Source organism: Nocardia glycosmidis, from assembly GCF_052545115.1.
The window spans coordinates 135,899-155,284 of the sequence record NZ_JBQWRH010000013.1 but is presented as its reverse complement, the minus strand read 5'-3'; the positions used below and the strand labels follow the sequence as shown (position 1 = coordinate 155,284).

Annotated in this window: 15 protein-coding genes; 8 read left to right on the top strand and 7 right to left on the bottom strand. The window is 65.2% G+C overall.

Annotated elements, in window-relative coordinates; all coding sequences use genetic code 11:
- Positions 1-35 precede the first annotated feature (35 nt).
- The 5 genes from ACT86A_RS17950 to ACT86A_RS17930 all read left to right on the top strand — a co-directional run bounded on the left by ACT86A_RS17950 (position 36) and on the right by ACT86A_RS17930 (position 7,188).
- A complete protein-coding gene (locus tag ACT86A_RS17950) occupies positions 36-851 on the top strand; it encodes a YoaK family protein (RefSeq protein WP_445093297.1) in 816 nt (271 codons plus the stop codon).
- A gap of 80 nt (positions 852-931) precedes the next feature.
- Entirely contained in the window at positions 932-1,975 is a 1,044-nt protein-coding gene (locus ACT86A_RS17945) for an isocitrate/isopropylmalate dehydrogenase family protein (protein ID WP_445093296.1), read from the top strand.
- 1,007 nt (positions 1,976-2,982) lie between these two features.
- Complete coding sequence (locus ACT86A_RS17940) at positions 2,983-3,699, top strand: DUF8020 domain-containing protein (protein WP_445093295.1); 717 nt, start codon at positions 2,983-2,985, stop codon at positions 3,697-3,699.
- A 686-nt stretch (positions 3,700-4,385) separates the two neighbouring features.
- Positions 4,386-5,681 (top strand): MFS transporter, encoded by a 1,296-nt coding sequence (locus ACT86A_RS17935; RefSeq protein ID WP_445093294.1) that lies wholly within the window; start codon positions 4,386-4,388, stop codon positions 5,679-5,681.
- Positions 5,682-5,775: 94 nt separating this feature from the next.
- A complete protein-coding gene (locus tag ACT86A_RS17930; RefSeq protein WP_445093293.1) occupies positions 5,776-7,188 on the top strand; it encodes a hypothetical protein in 1,413 nt (470 codons plus the stop codon).
- 245 nt (positions 7,189-7,433) lie between these two features.
- On the opposite strand, the gene ACT86A_RS17925 is transcribed toward ACT86A_RS17930, so the two are convergent.
- The 7 genes from ACT86A_RS17925 to ACT86A_RS17895 all read right to left on the bottom strand — a co-directional run bounded on the left by ACT86A_RS17925 (position 7,434) and on the right by ACT86A_RS17895 (position 15,278).
- Positions 7,434-8,654, bottom strand: a complete 1,221-nt coding sequence (locus tag ACT86A_RS17925) for an allantoate amidohydrolase (protein ID WP_445093292.1) — start codon at positions 8,652-8,654, stop codon at positions 7,434-7,436.
- A 110-nt stretch (positions 8,655-8,764) separates the two neighbouring features.
- Positions 8,765-10,090: an FMN-binding glutamate synthase family protein gene (locus ACT86A_RS17920; RefSeq protein WP_445093291.1), complete on the bottom strand. Its 1,326-nt coding sequence runs from the start codon at positions 10,088-10,090 to the stop codon at positions 8,765-8,767.
- 21 nt (positions 10,091-10,111) lie between these two features.
- Positions 10,112-10,777, bottom strand: a complete 666-nt coding sequence (locus ACT86A_RS17915) for a GltB/FmdC/FwdC-like GXGXG domain-containing protein (protein ID WP_445093341.1) — start codon at positions 10,775-10,777, stop codon at positions 10,112-10,114.
- A gap of 20 nt (positions 10,778-10,797) precedes the next feature.
- Positions 10,798-11,697 (bottom strand): class II glutamine amidotransferase, encoded by a 900-nt coding sequence (locus ACT86A_RS17910; RefSeq protein ID WP_445093290.1) that lies wholly within the window; start codon positions 11,695-11,697, stop codon positions 10,798-10,800.
- Positions 11,698-11,728: 31 nt separating this feature from the next.
- The gene (gene glnT, locus ACT86A_RS17905) at positions 11,729-13,075 is read right to left on the bottom strand and encodes a type III glutamate--ammonia ligase (protein ID WP_445093289.1); all 1,347 of its coding nucleotides are present in this window, start codon (positions 13,073-13,075) and stop codon (positions 11,729-11,731) included.
- 47 nt (positions 13,076-13,122) lie between these two features.
- On the bottom strand, positions 13,123-14,349 hold the full coding sequence (locus ACT86A_RS17900; protein ID WP_445093288.1) for an NAD(P)/FAD-dependent oxidoreductase: 1,227 nt from the start codon (positions 14,347-14,349) through the stop codon (positions 13,123-13,125).
- Positions 14,350-14,603: 254 nt separating this feature from the next.
- On the bottom strand, positions 14,604-15,278 hold the full coding sequence (locus ACT86A_RS17895) for a helix-turn-helix domain-containing protein (protein WP_445093287.1): 675 nt from the start codon (positions 15,276-15,278) through the stop codon (positions 14,604-14,606).
- A gap of 188 nt (positions 15,279-15,466) precedes the next feature.
- On the opposite strand from ACT86A_RS17895, the gene ACT86A_RS17890 reads away from it, so the two are divergent.
- The 3 genes from ACT86A_RS17890 (at position 15,467) to pdhA (ending at position 19,367) form a co-directional block, all read left to right on the top strand.
- On the top strand, positions 15,467-16,660 hold the full coding sequence (locus ACT86A_RS17890; protein WP_445093286.1) for a PucR family transcriptional regulator: 1,194 nt from the start codon (positions 15,467-15,469) through the stop codon (positions 16,658-16,660).
- 141 nt (positions 16,661-16,801) lie between these two features.
- Positions 16,802-18,250: a dihydrolipoyl dehydrogenase gene (gene lpdA / locus ACT86A_RS17885; protein ID WP_445093285.1), complete on the top strand. Its 1,449-nt coding sequence runs from the start codon at positions 16,802-16,804 to the stop codon at positions 18,248-18,250.
- A 10-nt stretch (positions 18,251-18,260) separates the two neighbouring features.
- On the top strand, positions 18,261-19,367 hold the full coding sequence (pdhA, locus tag ACT86A_RS17880) for a pyruvate dehydrogenase (acetyl-transferring) E1 component subunit alpha (protein ID WP_445093284.1): 1,107 nt from the start codon (positions 18,261-18,263) through the stop codon (positions 19,365-19,367).
- Positions 19,368-19,386: the final 19 nt, after the last annotated feature.

Sequence of the window (19,386 nt, the reverse complement as noted above, 5' to 3'; positions counted from 1 at the left end):
AGCGAGACTCGCACATCAGGTACGCGGGAGACCGAATGGTTGTGAATGGCGAACAGCTCGAGAAGATCAACGCCGAGGCGTCGGGTTCGCGCGATATCGGGATGTCGGATCATGGAACGGACCGGGTGACTCGTCCTGCGAGGGGCGATGATCCGTCCAAGTTTCCCGTCGTATACCTCGTCATGCTCCTCACGGTGGGAACGGGGGCGCTCGACGCCAGCGTCCTCGTCGCCGTGGGTGAGGCGTTTCCCAGCGTCATGACCGGGAATCTGGTTCTGCTCGGACTAGCTGTGGGCACGCAGTCGGGAGCTGCGCTGGCACTGGTCGGTGCGGCGATACTCGGCTACGCGGTGGGTGGCGCCGTAGGAAGCGCCCTGTTGCATCGGCTCACCGACGACCGCGACCCGGGAGTTTGGCCGCGGGCGGTGACGCGCGTACTCGGGGTGCAGCTGTCGCTGCTGCTCGCCTTGGCCGCCGGCTGGACAGCCGCCGGTGGCGACTTCGGCACCAGGACCAACTGGGCCGTCCTCGCGTGCGCGGCCTTCACCATGGGAATGCAAGGCGCCGCGGTCCGCGGCATCAGGGTGACCGTCTCGACCACGTACATGACCGGGGCTTTGACGACCCTCATCGAAGCGATCGTCAGGTGGCGGCGATTTACGACCACCGAGAACGGTGCGGCGGCCGGCCTGATCTCTTTGGTGGCCGGGGCCGCGCTCGGCGGACTACTTGCCCATACATCCCCCGCGTCGGCGATCTGGGTACCGGTTACTTCACTCGGGACCGTTGTCGTGGCTGCCTGCGCCTATCGCGCGCGCCAGACCCGCGTCCCGCAAGAGGCCCCGCGCTGAACGAACCACTGCCACCAATTACGCACACCTCCGGTCAGCCCTCGACTGAGGGCGAACCACGAAAGAAAGTAGTCGAGGCCATGCCCGAAGGCACTCACAGTGGACGTCACCGCAGGATCTGCGTCATTCCAGGTGATGGCATCGGACCGGAAGTGGTCGACGCGGCAGTCGAAGTGCTACGGGCACTGGCGGATCGGACCGCCACCTTCGACCTCGAGGTCGAAGTACATCGAGCCGGGTTCGAGTACTGGCAGCAGAGCGGCCAGGCCCTTTCTGCGGCAACCGTCGAGTCGGCCAAAGCTGCGGATGGCGTGCTTGTCGGGGCAATCGATGCGGCCCGATTCCCGGCGGGCGTAGCTCAGCCGATTCTGATCTTGCGTCAGCAGTTGGGTATCTGGGGCAGTCTGCGGCCGTCGAAGAATTTTGCCGGCGTAGCCGCACGCAGTGGCGGCGTCGATCTTCTGGTGGTGCGAGAAGCACGGGAAGGGCTGTACGCGGGACTGGAAACATGGCACGGCAATGACGAATGCCACGCCCACCGAGTCGTGACCAGAGCGGCATCGACCAAAGTCGCAGAACTGGCGTTCGCCTCTGCGCGACAACGGCGCGGCAAAGTCACTGCTATTCACAAGATCTCGGCGCTGCCGGCAAGCGATGGCCTTTTCCTCGACGTCGTCCGCCGAGTCGCTGGAGACTTCGACGACGTCGAACTGGAATTCCGCAACGTCGACGCCTGCGCCATGGAGCTGGTGCTGCGGCCCGAAGAATTCGACGTCATCCTTGCCACAAACTGCTTCGGGGACATCCTTTCCGACGTCGCTGCCGGGGTTGTCGGCGGGCTCGGTTTGGCAGCCTCTGCGTGTATCGGTGGTGGGGCGTCATATTTCGAGCCAGTGCACGGATCGGCGCCCGACATCGCTGGCCAGGGGATCGCCAACCCACTGGCGGCAATTCTGAGTGCAGCGATGATGTTGCGGCATATGGGCGAGGTCGCGCTGTGCGAAAGCGTCGAGCGGGCAGTACGCACCGTTCTTTCTGATCCGGATCTGCCAAAGACTCGAGACCTCGGTGGTAGCGCGACCACCGAGGATGTAACCCGAGCCGTAATCGGTTCGTTGACTTGATGAATCGACGCTTTACGCCCCGACGTGTTGAGGCTCTGGACTTTCTGTGCTGCGGGTGTCTTCGTATGGGTCGTATTGCGGCTCGGCGGTTGTCAGGGCTCGTCTCCTGTGTCAATTTTCTGACGATGTGAGTGTGGACACTACACCTCTCGAGAGGTATTGTCATACAGAGTATTAAGCACAAAGGAGTTGAACCGGCTCTGGCGAAGGAGGGACACTTGACCGAAATCGTTGCGAATTCCCAGGAGAAGTCCGCCCCGTTGCGACGAGTGGCAATATATACAGTGGCCGGAACCATGCTGGAGTGAACCGCTCAACAGATATTCTCCGCAGTTTCATCGGTCCATCATCTACCGCCGTGTCTTTGCATCCACCGGCGAGCATGGGAGAGGTGCGAACGGCCGACCGCCGATCGGACTCCGAAAGCCACATAATATCGTTCGATCGATAATGTAGATCGACCGAATCCCTGACTGTCATGAGCAGTCGATCCTGTTCGAGATCTCGAATTATCGCACCATACCGGGGCGGTTCGGGAATGTCTTCCACTCGTCGCCCATAAGCGATTCGATCAAATTGCCGACAGGAATCGAAGGGCGATCGAGACCGCCGAAAACGCACGATCCGACACACACCGGCTATTGGCGGCGATCTTGGCCCCCGCCACCTCAGCGGCGGGTACTCATAACTTCCTCATCGCCGGAATTCTGTCCGCGCGGAGCGCACTCGCACCGCGGTCATAAAAATCGGCGCAGCTACGGCGCAGGCAATCGAGTTTCCCGTAACCAATTGAATGGCCGTGGATACCGAAACGTGTAGATCCCCGGCCACTATCCCGTTACCGAGTAGCGACCACCGGAGGCACTGAAAGCAGCGAACGATCCGCACTACCGAACCACAGATCTTCAGCGGGGTCTCGTGGGTACCGCTCGAACTCCATGCTGCCGTGCCCACCCACAGCGACTACCGCACCACGGATTCCATTCCGACGACAGAAAGTACAAGAAATGCAGTTCGCAAAGTTCGCCATGGCGCCGCTGGTGTCGGGCACCCTGGTGATCGCCTCCCTCGCTGCCTCCGCGGGCGCCGCCGATGCCGCCCCACCGAACGACGGCGCGATCAATTTCACGGCCAGGTCCACCGATTCGCAGTCCATCATCGAGATCGATGGTGGGTCGATGGTCATCGAGAACGGACTGTTCGAGGTCAAGGCGGCCGACGGCACCGTGGTGGCGGGCACGCCACTGAAGTTCCGCCTCGACGAATTCGAATTCCCGATCGTCGCCGATATCGCGGACCGGACCGCGACCCTGACCCCGCAGCTCGATGTTGCCAAAGCCACCTACAAGCCGGTGGCCCTGCCCTTCGAGGACAAGGCGCCCTGGAAGAACGAATACGACCGTGAGCAGGCCGCCTGGACCCGCTTGACGAGCACTATCAGCATGGGCGCCACCATCGGCACTTTGATCGGCGGCATCGGTGGCGGTGCGGTGGGCTGTGTGCTCGGCGGTATCGCCGGCGCGACGGTTGCCTCGGCGGCCATCATCGGCCTGTTCGGCGCGTTCATCCCAGCGGCGGCGATCGGCTGCCTCGGTGGCATCGTCGCCGTCGGCGCGCTCGGCGTCCTCGCAGGCCAGATCCTGGTGACCGCACCCGTCACGATCGGTGCGGCGATTCAGTACTTCACCACCATCAACCAGCCGCCGGTCGTGCCGGCCAAGTAGGTGGCGGGAAGAACCCAACGGCGTTCGTTGGGGGACATCGGCCCCGTCCGGTTCATGGCGACCGGGCGGGGCTTCTCCTATTCATTTCCCGGTACCGCGGGGCCGCTGATGCCATGAATCCCGCCCGATAGGCGAGAACAAGCAATGGTCCGGCTGACTCCTGCCCCGCCGCAGCGTGAAACCGTTCCCGATGCTGAAATCGTTGCGGTCGAAGTCGAAACGCCTGGTGGAGCGGGGGATGGGCTGTTCAGCAGCCGACAGGGGATTCAGCCGCACCGAATAATGTTGGCGTCCGAGGTGATTGACACCCTGACTGTCGTGCGGTACTTCACCGCTGTGGCGGCGCCGCCACCGAGGATGTAACTCGAGCCGTAATCGGTTCGTTGACTTGATGACTCGAGTAGCGCCGTGACGTGCTGGCGCTGACTGTCTGCGGTGCGGGTGTCTTCGTGGGCCGCATTGCGGGAAGTGCCGGCTCGGCGGTGCTCAGACCTCGTCTCTTGTGTCAATATTCTGACGATGTGAGTGTGGACACTATGCCTATCGGGGGGGTATTGTCATACAGAGTATTAAGTACAAAGGAGCGCTGAACCCTGATCTGGCAGGGGCCTCGAAACGGACCCCTTCGTGCTCCAGTTCGAGGTCTCAACTCTCCCGCATGTACGCGCCTCGCGAAGGATGGACACTTGACCGAAATCGCTGCAAAGCCCCAGGAGAAATCCGCCCCGTTGCGACGAGTGGCAATATCCACGGTGGTCGGAACCACCCTGGAGTGGTACGACTTCTTTCTGTACGCCACAGCCGCAGCACTGATCTTCTCAAAACATTATTTCCCCTCGATCTCGGGTACTGCCCAGACAATTGCCGCCCTGTCGACAATTACGGTCGGCTACCTGGCGCGACCCATCGGGAGCATCCTGTTCGGCCATTTCGGTGACCGGGTGGGACGCAAGAAGCTGTTGGTGATCTCATTGGTGCTGATGGGGGCCGCGACCTTCGCTGTGGGGTTGCTGCCGAACTATGCGGCGATCGGGATCTGGGCTCCGTTGGCACTCTTCGTCTTTCGCTTGCTGCAGGGCATGGCGGTCGGCGGCGAATGGGGCGGGGCGCTCCTGATGGCCGTAGAATTCGCACCGCCGAGCAAGCGCGCGTTCTACGGCAGTCTTCCCCAGTTGGGAGCGCCGCTCGGCTTCATTCTCTCGACGGCCGTGTTGCTGGTTCCGTCGCTGCTGCTGGACTCGCCTTCTTTCGACAGTTGGGGCTGGCGAGTGCCGTTCCTGTTCAGTGCGGTGTTGATCGTCGTCGGTCTGTACCTGCGCGCTCGAGTGCCGGAAAGCCCTGAATTCGAGGCGGCCAATGAAAGCAAGAAGATCGCGCGTTTCCCCATTCTGGAAATGTTCCGGAAATCCTGGCGGCAGCTTCTGCTCGGGTCCGCCATCGGTATACCGGGTGGTCTGGGGTATTTCATGTTCACCACATTCATTCTCTCCTACGGATCGAGTCTCGGTGTCAGTCGGAACACCCTGCTCATCGCGGTCATCATCGGCAATATCGCTATGATGTCCGTAATACCCTATGCGGCAAAAGTTTCCGACCGGCGCGGCCCGCGGCTCCCCGTTCTGGTCAGCCTGCTGGGCATCCTTATCTGGGCGTTTCCTACGGTCAGACTTCTGGAAACGAAGAGTCCGGTTCTGATCACCGTGGCTGTTGTGGTCGGCCTCATACCCGTCGGGATTTCGCTGGCGACCCTGAGCCCCTGGTTCGCCGAGATGTATGACGTCGAAATACGTTATACCGGCGCGGGTTTGACCTACATGATGACGGGCCTGCTCGGCAGTGGTCTCGCGGCCATTGTCGTGCCGTCTCTGCTCGCCACAACCAATGGCAGCGGCCTGGTCGCGGCTTATCTGGGGGCGTGGACCGTACTAGGCATCATCTGCCTCGGAGTGACCATGACAGTAATGAAGAAGGCCGCTTCCTGAGGTGTGTTCTGGCCCGCCCGCCGACGGGGCAGCCCGGCGACCGACGAAGACCGGACGTGACGAGTTCCGGAAGCCTGAATCAGGAGATCGACCAATGACCAGCAATTTCGACAGCCTCCAAGACTTCATCGATAAGACTCCGAATCTTGTTGATTTCTTGTACAACGACACGCGGCCGGTGCACTCGTCCCGGGCGGGAAGAGGCGGGGGAAGGTCTCCCATCCCCTCAGCATTCTCGAACTGGCGCGACGAGCAGGACGCGGCATCGGAAACGGCGGTGCTGCTGCATCAGTCGCACAACATGCCCGGGCTCTTTCTCGAGGGACCCGGCGCGTTCGACCTGCTCCGGTCGGTCGCGGTCAACACGTTCGAGAAATTCGCGCTCGATCGGGCAAAGCAGTTCATCGCGTGCACGCCGAGCGGGCACTTGATCGGTGACTGCATTCTCTATCGCCACGGCAAGGAAAGTTTCGAATTGGTCAGTGGCGCACCAGTTCTGAACTGGGTTTCCTACCAAGCCGGCATCGGCGATTTCGACGTCGAAATCCTCAGGGACGACGCATCGAACATCAACCCGTCGGGCCGACGCATCAGATACCGTTTCGAGCTTGCCGGGCTGAACGCAAGAGAGATTTTTGATTCCATTGTCGAGGGTGGCGCGCCGGAAGTTCCGTTTTTCCGCACACGTCAGGTACGCATCAACGGCCGAGATGTCCTGGCGTTGCGGCACGGAATGACGGGCTCTTTCGCTGTCGAGTTGTCGGGCCCCTTCGAAGAAGAAACAGATGTCCGGTCGTTCATCCTGAGCGCCGGCCAAGATTTCGGTCTCGAACCCATGGGAATGGATGCGTATTACAGCAATATCCACAGCGGATGGATCCCCTATCCGGTTCCCGCGATTTTCACCGATCCGGCCTTGGCCGACTACCGCAGGCACCTGCCTGCCTCGACTTTCGAAGTTCACACCGAGCTCGGCGGGAGCTTTCAGACAGACGACCTCAGCGACTACTACGCCACGCCGTATGACTTCGGCTACCAAAACGTCATCAAGTTCGATCACGATTTTCATGGCCGCGAGGCACTGCTGAAGATCGCGGACGAGTCCAAGCGCGAGAAGGTGACCCTCGTCTGGAATCAAGACGATGTACAGCGCATCGTCAAGTCGCAGTTCGGGTCGGGTCCGCGCTACAAGTCGATCGACTTTCCCAACGTCACCTACGCATGGAACCAGTTCGACGAAGTGCGCTCCGCAGCTGGGGAGTTCATCGGGGTGTCCCGCCACGCCGCCTATCAGCGTCCGCTCGGAGACGTGATTTCGCTGGCCCTGCTGGGCCGAGGGCAAGCGACGCTGGGCTCCGAAGTCACGTTGACGTGGGGTGAGCCCGGTGGCGGCTCCCGGAAGCCACAGGTCGAGCGACATGAACAGACCACCATTCGGGCTCGGGTGGCGCCGGCACCCTACGCACCGGAGACTCAGCGTCTGACTCGGCAGGTCTCGGCTTCGTGACCGTGTTGTGGGAACGTCGATGAATCCCCGAGTTTCGGCCCTATCGGGATTCCGATGGCTGTCCGTTGTCGCGGCCGGCCGCCCGTGGTCGACGCGCACCAGAACAGACAAACGACCCAGCCGGAACTCATTGCAGCAGGCCGCCCTTGGCCGAGCTGCACGGACGACATCGGGCTGAAAATGTCATACACGCAAGAACCCACTGCCGACTCGCGGGTCGCAGTGGGTTCTTGCGTCGGAACGCGTCAGCTTACGTAATCGGCCATCACGTCGGCAAGTGCTTCGGCACCCGAGCGGCAGTCCTCGGGGCTTGCGTATTCGGCGGGAGAGTGCGAGACGCCGGTCGGGTTGCGGACGAACAACATCGCGGTGGGAACCTTGGCGGAGAGGATCCCCGCGTCGTGGCCGGCGGCGGTGGGCAGGACGGGGACGTCATCGAGCCAGCGGAGGGCGCGAATGATGCGGGCGCGCGGCTCCGGTGGGAATTCGACGATGGGAGTGACGGATTCGGCTTCGATGTGCAGGCCGATGTTGTCGCGGGTGGACTGAGCCCGCGCCTCGGCGCTGATGTGCTCGACCAGGCGGGCGAGGGTGTCCTCGTCGGCGGCGCGGGCGTCGAGCCACGCCCGGATCTCCGAGGGGATGGCGTTGGCGCCGTTCGGGAGTACTCGGAGCTTGCCGAAAGTGGCTACCGCTTCGTGTACTTCGGCGGCGCGGCGTGCGGTGTGGACCGTCGTGGCGTAGGCGAGCATCGGGTCGCGGCGGTCGACCAGACGGGTGGCGCCCGCGTGGTTGGCCTCGCCGGTGAAGGTGAACAGCCAGCGGCCGTGCGGCCAGATCGAGGAGGCGACGGCGATCGGATGCTCCATCAGATCCAAGGCGCGGCCCTGCTCGACGTGCAGCTCCACGTAGACGCCGACCCGTTCGGTCAGCGTGTGATCCGGGCCGAGGTGACGCGGGTCGCGCCCGGCTTTGGTAAGCGCTTCGCCGAGGCTGATGCCGTCGGCGTCGCGCAGTGCCAGTGCGCGTTCGGGTTTCAACGCTCCGGTACTCAGTTGCGAACCGACGCAGGCGACGCCGAATCGAGCGCCTTCCTCGTCGGAGAAGGCAACTACCGCGATCGGTCTGGTCGGCACGATCCCGCGGGCGCGGACGAGATCGACAGCGGCGAAGGCGGAGACCACGCCGAGCGGTCCGTCATACGCGCCACCGTCGGGCACCGAATCCAGATGCGATCCGGTGACGAATGCATCCTTGGGATCGCCGTGCCAGCCCGCGGGCATCCACCAGGCCCAGAGGTTGCCGTTGCGGTCTTCTTCGGTGGTCATGGCGCGCTGACTCGCGCAATCGCGGAACCATTCCCGCAGCGTCAAGTCGGCGTCGTTCCACGCGAACCGGCGGTAGCCGCCGGTCGAGGGCTCCTGGCCGACATCGAGGATCGACTCCCACAGGGCGTCGAAGGTCATCGGTGACTCCTCCTTCTCATAGCAACGGCAGTGGCTCCTTGGTCCACGTACGCCCTGCTTCCCGCACTGGCCGCGCGGGCAACTCGATGTGCGGGAAGCAGAGCGGTGTCTCAGAGGCGACCGGGAATCCAGCTGGTCCCGGCCAGGGGCACCCGCGCCATGGCGGCGGCCTCCACGGTGAGCGCCACGAGGTCTTCGGGCTCGAGATTGCGCAAGTGCGACTTGCCGCAGGCCCTGGCCAGGGTCTGTGCTTCCATGGTGAGCACGCGCAGGTAGTTGGCCAGGCGACGGCCCGCTGTGACCGGGTCCAGGTTGCTCGCCAATTCCGGGTCCTGCGTCGTGATTCCGGCTGGGTCGCGACCGTCTTGGAAGTCGTCGTAGAAGCCGGCGGCCGAGCCGAGGGCGGCGTACTGCTCGGCGTAGCGGGGGCTGTTGTCGCCCAGGGCGATGAGCGCGGCCGTGCCGATGGCGACCGCGTCGGCGCCGAGCGCCATGGCTTTGGCCACATCGGCGCCGCTGCGGATGCCGCCGGAGACGATGAGCTGCACCTGGCGGTGCACGCCGAGTTCCTGCAGCGCCTGCACGGCCTGCGGAATCGCGGCCAGGGTCGGAATGCCGACGTGCTCGATGAAGACGTCCTGTGTCGCGGCCGTGCCGCCCTGCATCCCGTCGACCACCACGACGTCGGCGCCTGCCTTCACCGCCAGCTTGACGTCGTAGTAGGTGCGGGTGGCACCGACTTTGACGTAGATCGGCTTCTCCCAGTCGGTGATCTCGCGCAGTTCGATGATCTTGATGGCCAGGTCGTCCGGTCCGGTCCAGTCCGGATGCCTGCACGCCGAGCGCTGGTCGACGCCCTGCGGCAGGGTACGCATGTGCGCGACCCGCTCGGTGATCTTCTGACCGAGCAGCATGCCGCCGCCACCGGGCTTGGCGCCCTGACCGAGCACGACCTCGATGGCGTCGGCCTTGCGCAGGTCGTCGGGATTCATCCCGTAGCGCGACGGAAGGTACTGGTAGACCAGGTGTTTGGACTGGCCGCGCTCTTCGGGCGTCATGCCGCCGTCGCCGGTGGTCGTCGAAGTGCCCACCTCGCTGGCGCCGCGGCCGAGTGCCTCCTTGGCGGCACCGGACAGGGCGCCGAAGCTCATCCCGGCGATGGTGACCGGAATATCCAGGTGCAGTGGGAATTTCGCGTGCCGATCGCCCAGCACCACGTCGGTGTCGCACCGTTCCCGATAGCCTTCGAGCGGATAGCGGGACATGGACGCGCCGAGAAACAGCAGGTCGTCGAAATGCGGCAGCGGGCGTTTGGCTCCCCAGCCGCGGATGTCGTAGATGCCGGTTTCCGCGGCACGCTGGATTTCCGCGATCACGGTGCGCGGGAAGGTGGCCGACTCGCGGAGCACCGGATCGGGTACCGCTCGGTTGTGCATGGGTGGTCTCCTGATCAGCGGTCAGTAGGCGCCGACGTTGTCGACATGGAAGTTGTAGAGGCTGCGGGCCGAGCCGTAGCGGGTGAATTCGGCTGGATCGGCGGCCATGCCCGCGGCGGTGAGCAGCTCACGCAGCTCGGCCAGATGCGTGTCGCGCATCGGCTTGGCCACGCAGTCCGCGCCGAGGGAGGCCACGGTGCCGCGGACGTAGATGCGGGCCTCGTAGAGCGAATCGCCGAGCGCCTCGCCGGCATCGCCGCAGACCACCAAGCGCCCGGCCTGGCCCATGAAGGCGCTCATGTGGCCGATGTCGCCACCGACCACGATGTCGACGCCCTTCATCGAAATGCCGCATCGCGCAGCGGCGTTGCCCTCGATCACCAGCAATCCGCCGTGGGCGGTGGCACCCGCGGACTGCGAGGCATCGCCGGTGACGCGGACCGTGCCCGACATCATGTTCTCCGCGACACCCACCCCGGCACTGCCGTGCACCGTCACCGACGCGCGCTGGTTCATCCCGGCGCAGTAGTAGCCGACATGACCCTCGATCGCGACCTCGATGTCGTCGTCGAGCCCGCACGCGAGCGCGTGGGCGCCGCGGGGATTGGTGACCGCGACCCGGCGCGGCGCCGCGGAGCCGTGCAGCAGCGCGTTGATCTCCCGTACCGAGGACTCGCGCAGGTCCATTCGGACGGTTTCCACAGTGCTCACTGCCGATGCCACAGGTACACCTCTTCCGGTTCGGGTTCGAAAATGCGGGCGTCGTGCACGCCGGGCAGGTTGGCCAGTGCGCGATACTCGGAGGCCATCGCGACCCAGCTGTCGGTCTCGGCGATGACGGCGGGTTTGCACGCGATCGGGTCGCGCAGCACCGCGAATGATTCGGAATTGGCGACGAGCAGCGTGTAGAAGCCGTCGAACCGCTCGTTGAGCAGAAGCAGCGCCTTCTCCAGATCCATGCCCGCGGCCAGTTGCGCGGCGATGAAGCGGGCGCCCACTTCGGTGTCGTTGTCACTGTCGAAAACGACGCCGGAGCGCTCCAGCTCATGTTTGATGCTCTGGTGGTTGGCGAACGAGCCGTTGTGCACCAGGCACTGATCCGGGCCCACCGAGAACGGGTGCGAACCGGCGGCGGTCACCGCGGATTCGGTGGCCATCCTGGTATGCGCGACACCCTGCCAACCCGCGGCGCCGGGCAAGCCGAAGCGGTGCGCCAGCTCGGTCGGGTTGCCGGTGCCCTTGACCACGGTCAGGTCCGCGCCGAACCCGATGACGCGGGCGGACGGGGTGATGCGCAGCACGGCCTGGGCGAGTTCGGTGGCGTCGATGGGCGCGTGCAGCACCGTGGTGGGCGCGAGGTCGATTCCGGTCACCGCGACACCCAGTGCGTCGCGCAGGGACGCCGCCAATTCGGTGGCCGGCAGCGCGGAATCCAGCAGCGACACGGTGGATTCCCCCGGAGGCGACCACACCGGATCGCCGTAGACGGCCATGCCCGCCGAATCCGGTCCGCGGTCGCAGAGTTGATCGAGCATATCGGTGAGCAGCGTCCCGAGCTGCGGGTAGAGCGCAGGATCGCGCAGATGCAGCCCGACTATTCCACACATGTTGGAACTCCTCGTCTCGGTGGGATCCGCCTCAGAAGGCGGTGAGGTACTGGTCGATCTCCCAGGCGGAGACACTGTTGTGCCAGGCAAAGAACTCTTCGCGCTTGAGCTGGGCGAAGTACGTGCTCACGCCGGTGCCCGCGCTGTCGAGCGCGCCGGTGAGCACGGGGTCGGACTCCAACGCGTCCATGGCGTGCAGCAGAGTCATGGGCAGCGTGTCGCGGTGTCGCTGGTCCCCGCCAGGAGCGCCGGGATCGAGCTCGCGTTCGATACCGTCCAGGCCGGCGGCGAGTGTGGCGGCGATGGCCAGGTACGGATTGGCCGACCCATCCCCGCCGCGCAGTTCCACTCGATGATGGTCGGGCACCCGCAGATACTGAGTGCGATCATTGCCGCCGTAGGTGGCATGCCGTGGCGACCAGGTGGCGCCGCTGCTGGTCGAGGTGGCGCCGAGGCGCTTGTACGAGTTGACCGTCGGCGCCAGCACCGCCTGCAGCGCACAGGCGTGTTCGAGGATTCCCGCGATGAACGAGTAAGCGATGGGCGACAGTCCGAGGCCGCGTTCGTCGGCTGTGCTGGGGAACAGCGCAGTGTTGTCCTGCCAGAGCGACAGGTGCAGGTGCATGCCGGAACCCGTCCGGTCGGCGAACGGCTTGGGCATGAAGGTGGCCTGCATCCCGCGCTTTTCGGCGATGACCGAGAGCAGATAGCGGGCGGTGATCACCCGATCGGCGGTGGTCATCGCATCGGCATAGGTGAAATTCTGCTCGAACTGACCGTTCGCGTCCTCGTGATCGCTGGCGTAATTTCCCCAGCCGAGGGCATTCATCGCGGCGGAAACCTCAGTGAGGTGGTCGTACATTCGGGTGACATCACGCGCGTCGTAGCACGGCTGTTTGCTGGTGTCGGCGACATCCGCGGTCCGCAGCGCGCCGTTGGCATCCCGCTGGACGAGGAAGTATTCCACTTCGGCGCCCACTTTCGCCGAGAGCCCGCGTGTGGCCGCCCGCTCGAGCATCTGGGCGAGTATGTTTCGCGGTGCGTAGGGCCACGGTTTGCCCTCGACGTGCGGGTCGCAGTGCACCAGTGCCAGGCCGGGACGTACGAATGGTATCGGTGTGAAGGATGCCGGATCCGGTACGGCGATGAGGTCAGGGTCGCGCGGCTGCTGGCCCATGGTGCCCGCCGCGTATCCGGCGAAGCCGGCACCGTCCTCGACGAGTTGGTCGATGGCCTCGATGGGAACGAGTTTGGCGCAGGGCTTCCCCGATAGTGTGACGAACAGGGCCAGGATGTAGCGGGTGTCGGTGGCCCGCGCCAGTTCGGCGAGGCTCGGGGCGGTAATGGTCTCCGGGACGAGTGCGGTGTCGATGGCCATGACGAACTCCAGGGGTGGTGGTCGGTCGGCGGTGGAAAATGTCGGGCTCAGCGCATTTCGCCGGCGCCCGCGTAGGGGTGCAAGCTGACCAGCGGATCGCCTTCGGCGAAGCGCTCATAGCGGAAGTCGCGGGGGTTCACGTTCGGCAGGTCGGTTTTGCCGTCGGTGACCAGATCGGCCACCAGTTTGCCTACGGCGGGGGAGATCTTGTAGCCGTGCCCGGAGAAACCAGCGGCCAGGAACAGGCCGTCGACGGGGGCAGGCCCGATGATCGGGTTGTAGTCGGGCGTCACGTCGTAGGCGCCGGCATAGGAGCTGGTGACGCGCGGGTCGGGCATGTCAGGCAGTCGATGGCCCAGCTTGCCGACCACTTTCTCGATGGTCGATTCGTCGGCACGGTTCGCATAGTGGTCCGGGTCGATGTACTCAGGCGCACTGTGGTCCGAATTGCCCACCAGGAGCTCCCCGTTCGGCTCTCGACAGATGTACGCCAGCCCCGACAAGTCGGACAGGACCGGGACGACCGGGGTCGGCACACCCTGATCGATCAGTACCAGCTGGGCCCGCTGCGCTTTGATATCCAGCTCGACACCCGCCCCCGCGGCGAGGGCGGAAGTCCATGGCCCTGCGGCGAGAATGACCGTCTCACTGTGGATTTCGGTGCCGTCGGCGAGAACGACGCCGTACACCGTTCCCGATGCGTGCTGCAGCAGCGACGCGACCGGCGTGGACTGGCGGATCCGCACACCACGCTTGCGCGCCGCAGCGGCGAACCCCATCCCGGCCAGGTAGGCCTCGCCCCGTCCGCCGCGCGGCTCGTAGGCGAAAGCCGCGAAATCCTCCAGGTTCAGGCCGGGCCAGAGGGATCCCATCGTGTCGTGATCGATGAGTTGCACGTCGACGCCGACTCCCTGCATCATCGCCACGTTCGCTCGCAGCGGCTCGATATTGTTCGCGGCGACGCCGACGACATAGCCGCACTGTTGAAATCCCAGGTCGTCGTCCAGGATCTCGCCGGCCCTGGCAAAGACGTCGTTTCCATACCAGGACATCGCGGCCAGCGAGGGCGCGCCGTAGTGGCAGCGCACGACGCCGCTGGACTTGCCGGTCATACCCGAGCACAGCGTGCCGCGTTCGAGCACGACTACATCGGTCTCGCCGCGATCGGCCAGCGACCAAGCGATGGCCAGGCCTTCCAGGCCGCCGCCGACGATTACGTAGCTATGGGTTTCTGTCACAGCGGACCTGTTTCTTGTTGTAGATCGTTGTTTCATACTATGAAACATACTAATGATTACAACAGCATTACGAAACGGTGATGTTCCGGTGACGACGTGAGCGCGAGAAGTGCAGTGGCGCATTTCAAGAACGGAAGAGAGCGCCGCGCGCCCGGATCGGGCGGACCGACCGGGTGCGGAATCCTGGTTCCGGCTAGCTGTCTATCCTAATGAGACAGTGATTCTCGATGGAAGAATTGCCGATCCGAGTGTCGGCCCGCGCGGCCGCAAGCTCTCGTGCGGCGCAGCGATCACTCTTCGGTGTGATTGTCCGGGTAGGCGGTCACGGCGAGAAAACGTATCGGCAGCCGCACCAAGTCGTTGGGGCCATGGATGCCCTCGCCGTCGAGCAGCAGCGAATCGCCTGGACGTAATGTGTATTCGGCATCTCCGTGGCCGTACACCATGACGCCTTCGAGCATGTACAGCAGTTCGGTGCCGGCATGCTGGAAACGGGGGAAGACCTCGCTGGCGTTGGTCAGCGTCACAACCACCGGTTCCAGCCGCTTGTGCTGTCCACGCAGCGACCCGAGCAACTCGTAGTGGTGGCCGACCCGCGTGCCTCGCCCGACGATGACCGCGCCATGGCCTGCGGGCACGTACACCGCTTCTCTGGCCGTGTCCGCTCCACGGAACAGTGAGGTCACCGGGACATCGAGGCCCGCGGCAAGCCGCGCCAACGTGGACAGACTGCACGAGGTCTGGGCGTTCTCGATCTTCGACAGCATGGCCTTGGAGATGCCGACCAAGGTTGCCATTTCGGCAACCGAGAGCCCTCTGGCCTTGCGCAACGCGCGCACCTGTCGAGCGATTGCCGCCTCCAGGTCACCTCCGGTGGGCGGTTCACCGGTGAACTCGCGCCGCACCGGCGCGGGGTCCCCGGTATCCCGGTGTATCTTCGGTGCGTCTGCATGCGAGTCGGACATCGCACCGATTCTATGCACGTTTCCTGACGGTAGACCTCATCCAAAAGTTGGCGAGTGCCCGCTGCTGCCTGGTTTCGGGGAAATGGCACGGCGTCCAGTGACCTATTCCACGGCGCGAACCTGCGGCCGCTCGGTCATCGACAGGTCCCTCGCTGATCTCGACAGCGGGTGGTCAGTAGCGTGGGTTCATGGGCACGCCTCATTCGATCCTGTCGACCTCCGGCACGCGCAGGCTCGCCGAGGCGTGCCATGCCGACGTTGCGTCGCTGACCGAGCGTCTGATCTCGGCGATCTTCACCGACAACCCGGAATGGACCGATTACACCTCGGTTCCCCGCGACGATCTGCGCGACGGGTGCAGGTGCTACCTCACCCGCATCCTGGATCTACTCGGCGGCAGGATCGCTGATCCCGAAGTGGACGATGTTGCGGCCACCATCGGCAGGCACCGCGCCGAGCAGGGTGTGCCGTTGGAGGCGATGTTGCGGACGTTTCGGCTCGGTGGCGGGATCATCTGGGCAGCGTTGCTCGACCGCGCCGAGAACGTGGGTCCACGGGAGTTGCAGGAGGCGGGTACCGCAATGTGGGCGGTGGTCGATGGGCTGTCCTCGGCGCTGGTCACCTCCTACCGCAAGACCGAGCTCGAGCAGGTACGTCGCGATGAGCGGCGCCGGCACGCGCTGATCGAAGACGTACTGGCAGGGCGCGCACTCGATGCGGCGTTCGCCGCCCGCGTGGCGCGCGAACTGAATCTGCCTGCCCAGGGCGAATACCTGGTGGTGGCCGCTCGCGGCGACGGCAGGCCGCTGCACACCGGCGCGGAGGCGGCCTTGGCGGCGTCGGGTATTCGTTCGGTGTGGCATGACCGAGTCGACACGACCGTCGGATTGGTGTCGCTGGAGTCCTGCTCGAGTGACACCGCGCTGCGGAATGTGCGGCCACAGCTGCGGGGGCGGGCGGGCGCGTCGCCAGCCGTACCGGGACTGGCGCAGGTAGCCGTCGCGCATGCACTGGCCCTGCTCGCCTTGGAGACGATACCTGCTGGTGGGGCGCGGTTGGTGTCGCTGGAGGAGCGCTATCCCGAGGCGCTGCTGGTCCGGGAACCGGATCTCGCCGCACGATTGCGACAGCATGTGCTCGGTCCGCTGCTCGCGCTGCCGGACAAGGAGCGCGAGGTCCTGCTCCACACGCTGACGGTGTGGCTGGCGGAGAATCGATCGGCGGCCCACGCGGCGTCGCGGTTGCACTGCCATCGCAACACCGTCATCAACCGGTTGCACCGCATCACCGGACTGCTCGGCCGTCCCCTCGAAGGGCAACGCTGCTACCTGGAGCTTTCCTTGGCGCTCGCGTCGGCGGAACTCGACGCCGCCTCCTCTTGATTGTGCTCTGCGCCCATTTTCGATGCGTGATTCCTGGGCTTCGGTGTCATTGTTTGTGCATCATGGGGCCGCCAGACTCGTCTTGTTGACTCCGCCACATCCGGTCGGGGTCGTAATCATTCGAGACGAGGAGCACCACGAGTGCCGGACTTCGATCTTCTGGTCGTCGGTGGCGGGCCGGGCGGCTATGTGGCCGCGATTCGCGCGGCGCAGCGCGGCCTCTCGGTCGGCCTGGTGGAGAAGGAACGCCCGGGCGGCGTCTGCCTGAACTGGGGTTGCATCCCGACCAAGGCAATGCTGCGTTCGGCTGAGGTCTTCCAGACAGTTAGTGCCGCAGCAGATTTCGGAGTCAGCGCCGACAATGTGCGGTTCGACTTCGCCGGTGTTCGGCAGCGCAAGGACGGCATCGTCAAGGAGTTGACCGACGGTGTCGCGTCGCTGCTGCAGGCCAACGGCGTGACCGTCCTCGAGGGGCACGCTCGGTTCGTCGGTGCCACGGAGGTCGAGGTGCACGAGGTAGGGGCGTCCCCGATCTTCCCGGGTGGACCGCGCTACGCGGCCGCGCCTACCCGACCGATCCGGCGGGTGAGCGCCGAGGACGTGATCATCGCAACCGGTTCGGTGCCGGCCCGGTTACCGATACCCGGGGCGGACCTGCCCGGCGTGATCACCTCCGACGGGGCGTTCGGGTTGACCGAGGTGCCACGGCGACTGGTGGTGATCGGTGGCAGCGCCGTCGGGGCGGAGTGGGCCAGCCTGTTCGCGGCATTCGGCAGCGAGGTGACGGTCGTCGAAGTGCAGGATCGTCTGGTTCCATTGGAGGACAGGGAGATCGGCGCCGCACTGGGCCGATCGCTGGCCAAGCGCGGCATCACCGTGCTGACCGGATCGGCGGTCGAGTCGATCGCCTCGGGCGATTCGCTGCGCGTCAACGTGGGTGGCCCGAAGGCGCGCGAATGCGAAGCCGACGTAGTTCTCGTCGGTGTCGGCCGGCGGCCGAACACAGCTGAACTCGGTCTGGACGCGGTCGGGATCACCACGGACGCGAGGGGCTTCATCCTGGTCGACGACCAGTTGCGCACCGGTGTGGAGCACGTCTACGCGATCGGGGACGTCACGGGCCGGGCGTTGCTCGCGCACGTCGCCTCGCATCAGGGCCTGACCGCCGCCGACGTGATCGCCGGGCACCAGGCCCACATCGACTATGCGGTGATCCCCGCGGCCACCTTCACGCATCCCGAGATCGCGAGCGTCGGCCGGACCGAGGAGGCGGCCCGCGCGGAGGGGCTGGAGGTGATCACCGCCAAGTTCCCGTTCGCGGCATTGGGCCGGGCGAAGACCTTCGGCGAGACCGAGGGCTTCGTGAAGATCGTTGCCGGACAGCGGCATCACGAGGTGCTCGGCGTACACATCATCGGGCCGTCGGCCAGCGATCTGATCGCCGAAGGCGCGCTGGCGATCGCGCTGGAGGCGACGCTGGACGAGCTCGCCGACACCATCCACGCCCACCCCACCCTCGGCGAGATCGGTATGGAGGCGGCCCTGACCGGGCTCGGCCTGCCAGTACACATCGCGCCGCGCCAGCGCTGAGGAGGCCACTGTGACCACGACCAGCACGCCGCGCAAGACCACCGGTAAGCCCGCGCGGAGCACGCCGCGAGGCGCGGCGAACACCGAGAACGACAAGCGTTTCGCCGACGAGGATCCGCAGGTTCTGCGCGAACTCTACCGAGACATGCTGTTCATTCGGCGCTTCGAGGAACGCACCGCGCAGAGCTACCAGCAGGCCAAGATCGGCGGTTACTGCCATCTGAATCTCGGTGAGGAGGCGACTGTGGTCGGCGTGGCCGCGGCGATGCGGCCCACCGACTATCTGTTCACGAACTACCGCGAGCACGGCTACGCCCTCGCCAAGGGCATCGAGCCCGGCCGGGTGATGGCTGAGCTGTACGGGCGCACCACCGGCACCTCGAAGGGCTGGGGCGGCTCGATGCATATGTACGACACCGCGACGCGGCTGCTGGGCGGCTACGCCATCGTGGGCGGACAGGTTCCGCTGGCGGTGGGCGCCGCGCTGGCCATCGACTATCGCGGCGGCGATGACGTCGTGGTGTGCCAGATGGGGGATGGCACCACCAATATCGGTGCCTTCCACGAGGCGCTGAACATCGCGGCGCTGTGGCGGCTGCCGGTGGTGTTCCTGGTGATCAACAACCAGACCGGCATGGGCACCACCGTCGAGCGCTCCTCGGCCGAGCCGGACCTGTACAAGCGCGCCGCCGCCTACCGGATGCGCGGCGAACGGGTCGACGGCACCGATGTGCTCGCCGTGCGGGACATCGCCCGCGAGCTGCTGGAAGGCGCTCGGTCCGAGGGGAAGCCGGCCCTGCTCGAGGCGGTGAGTCACCGGCTCAAAGGGCATTCGGTGGTCGACCCGGCGAAATATCGCAGCTCCGAGGCGGTCTCGGCCGCACGTGAGCACGATCCGATCGCGCGATTGCAGGCCGCGCTGCTGGCGGCCGGCATATTGTCCGAGCAGTCCGTGACCGAAATCGACGACGACGTGCGCGCCGAGGTTGCGGCGGCGGTGGAGTTCGCCGACGCCAGCCCGCACCCGGAACCGTCGAGCCTGTTCGACTACACCTATGCCACCCCGGTAGCGGGCGATTCTCGCCGTCTGCCCGCCGATCCGCTGTTCAAAGCCTGAGGACGACCACTGTGCCTGT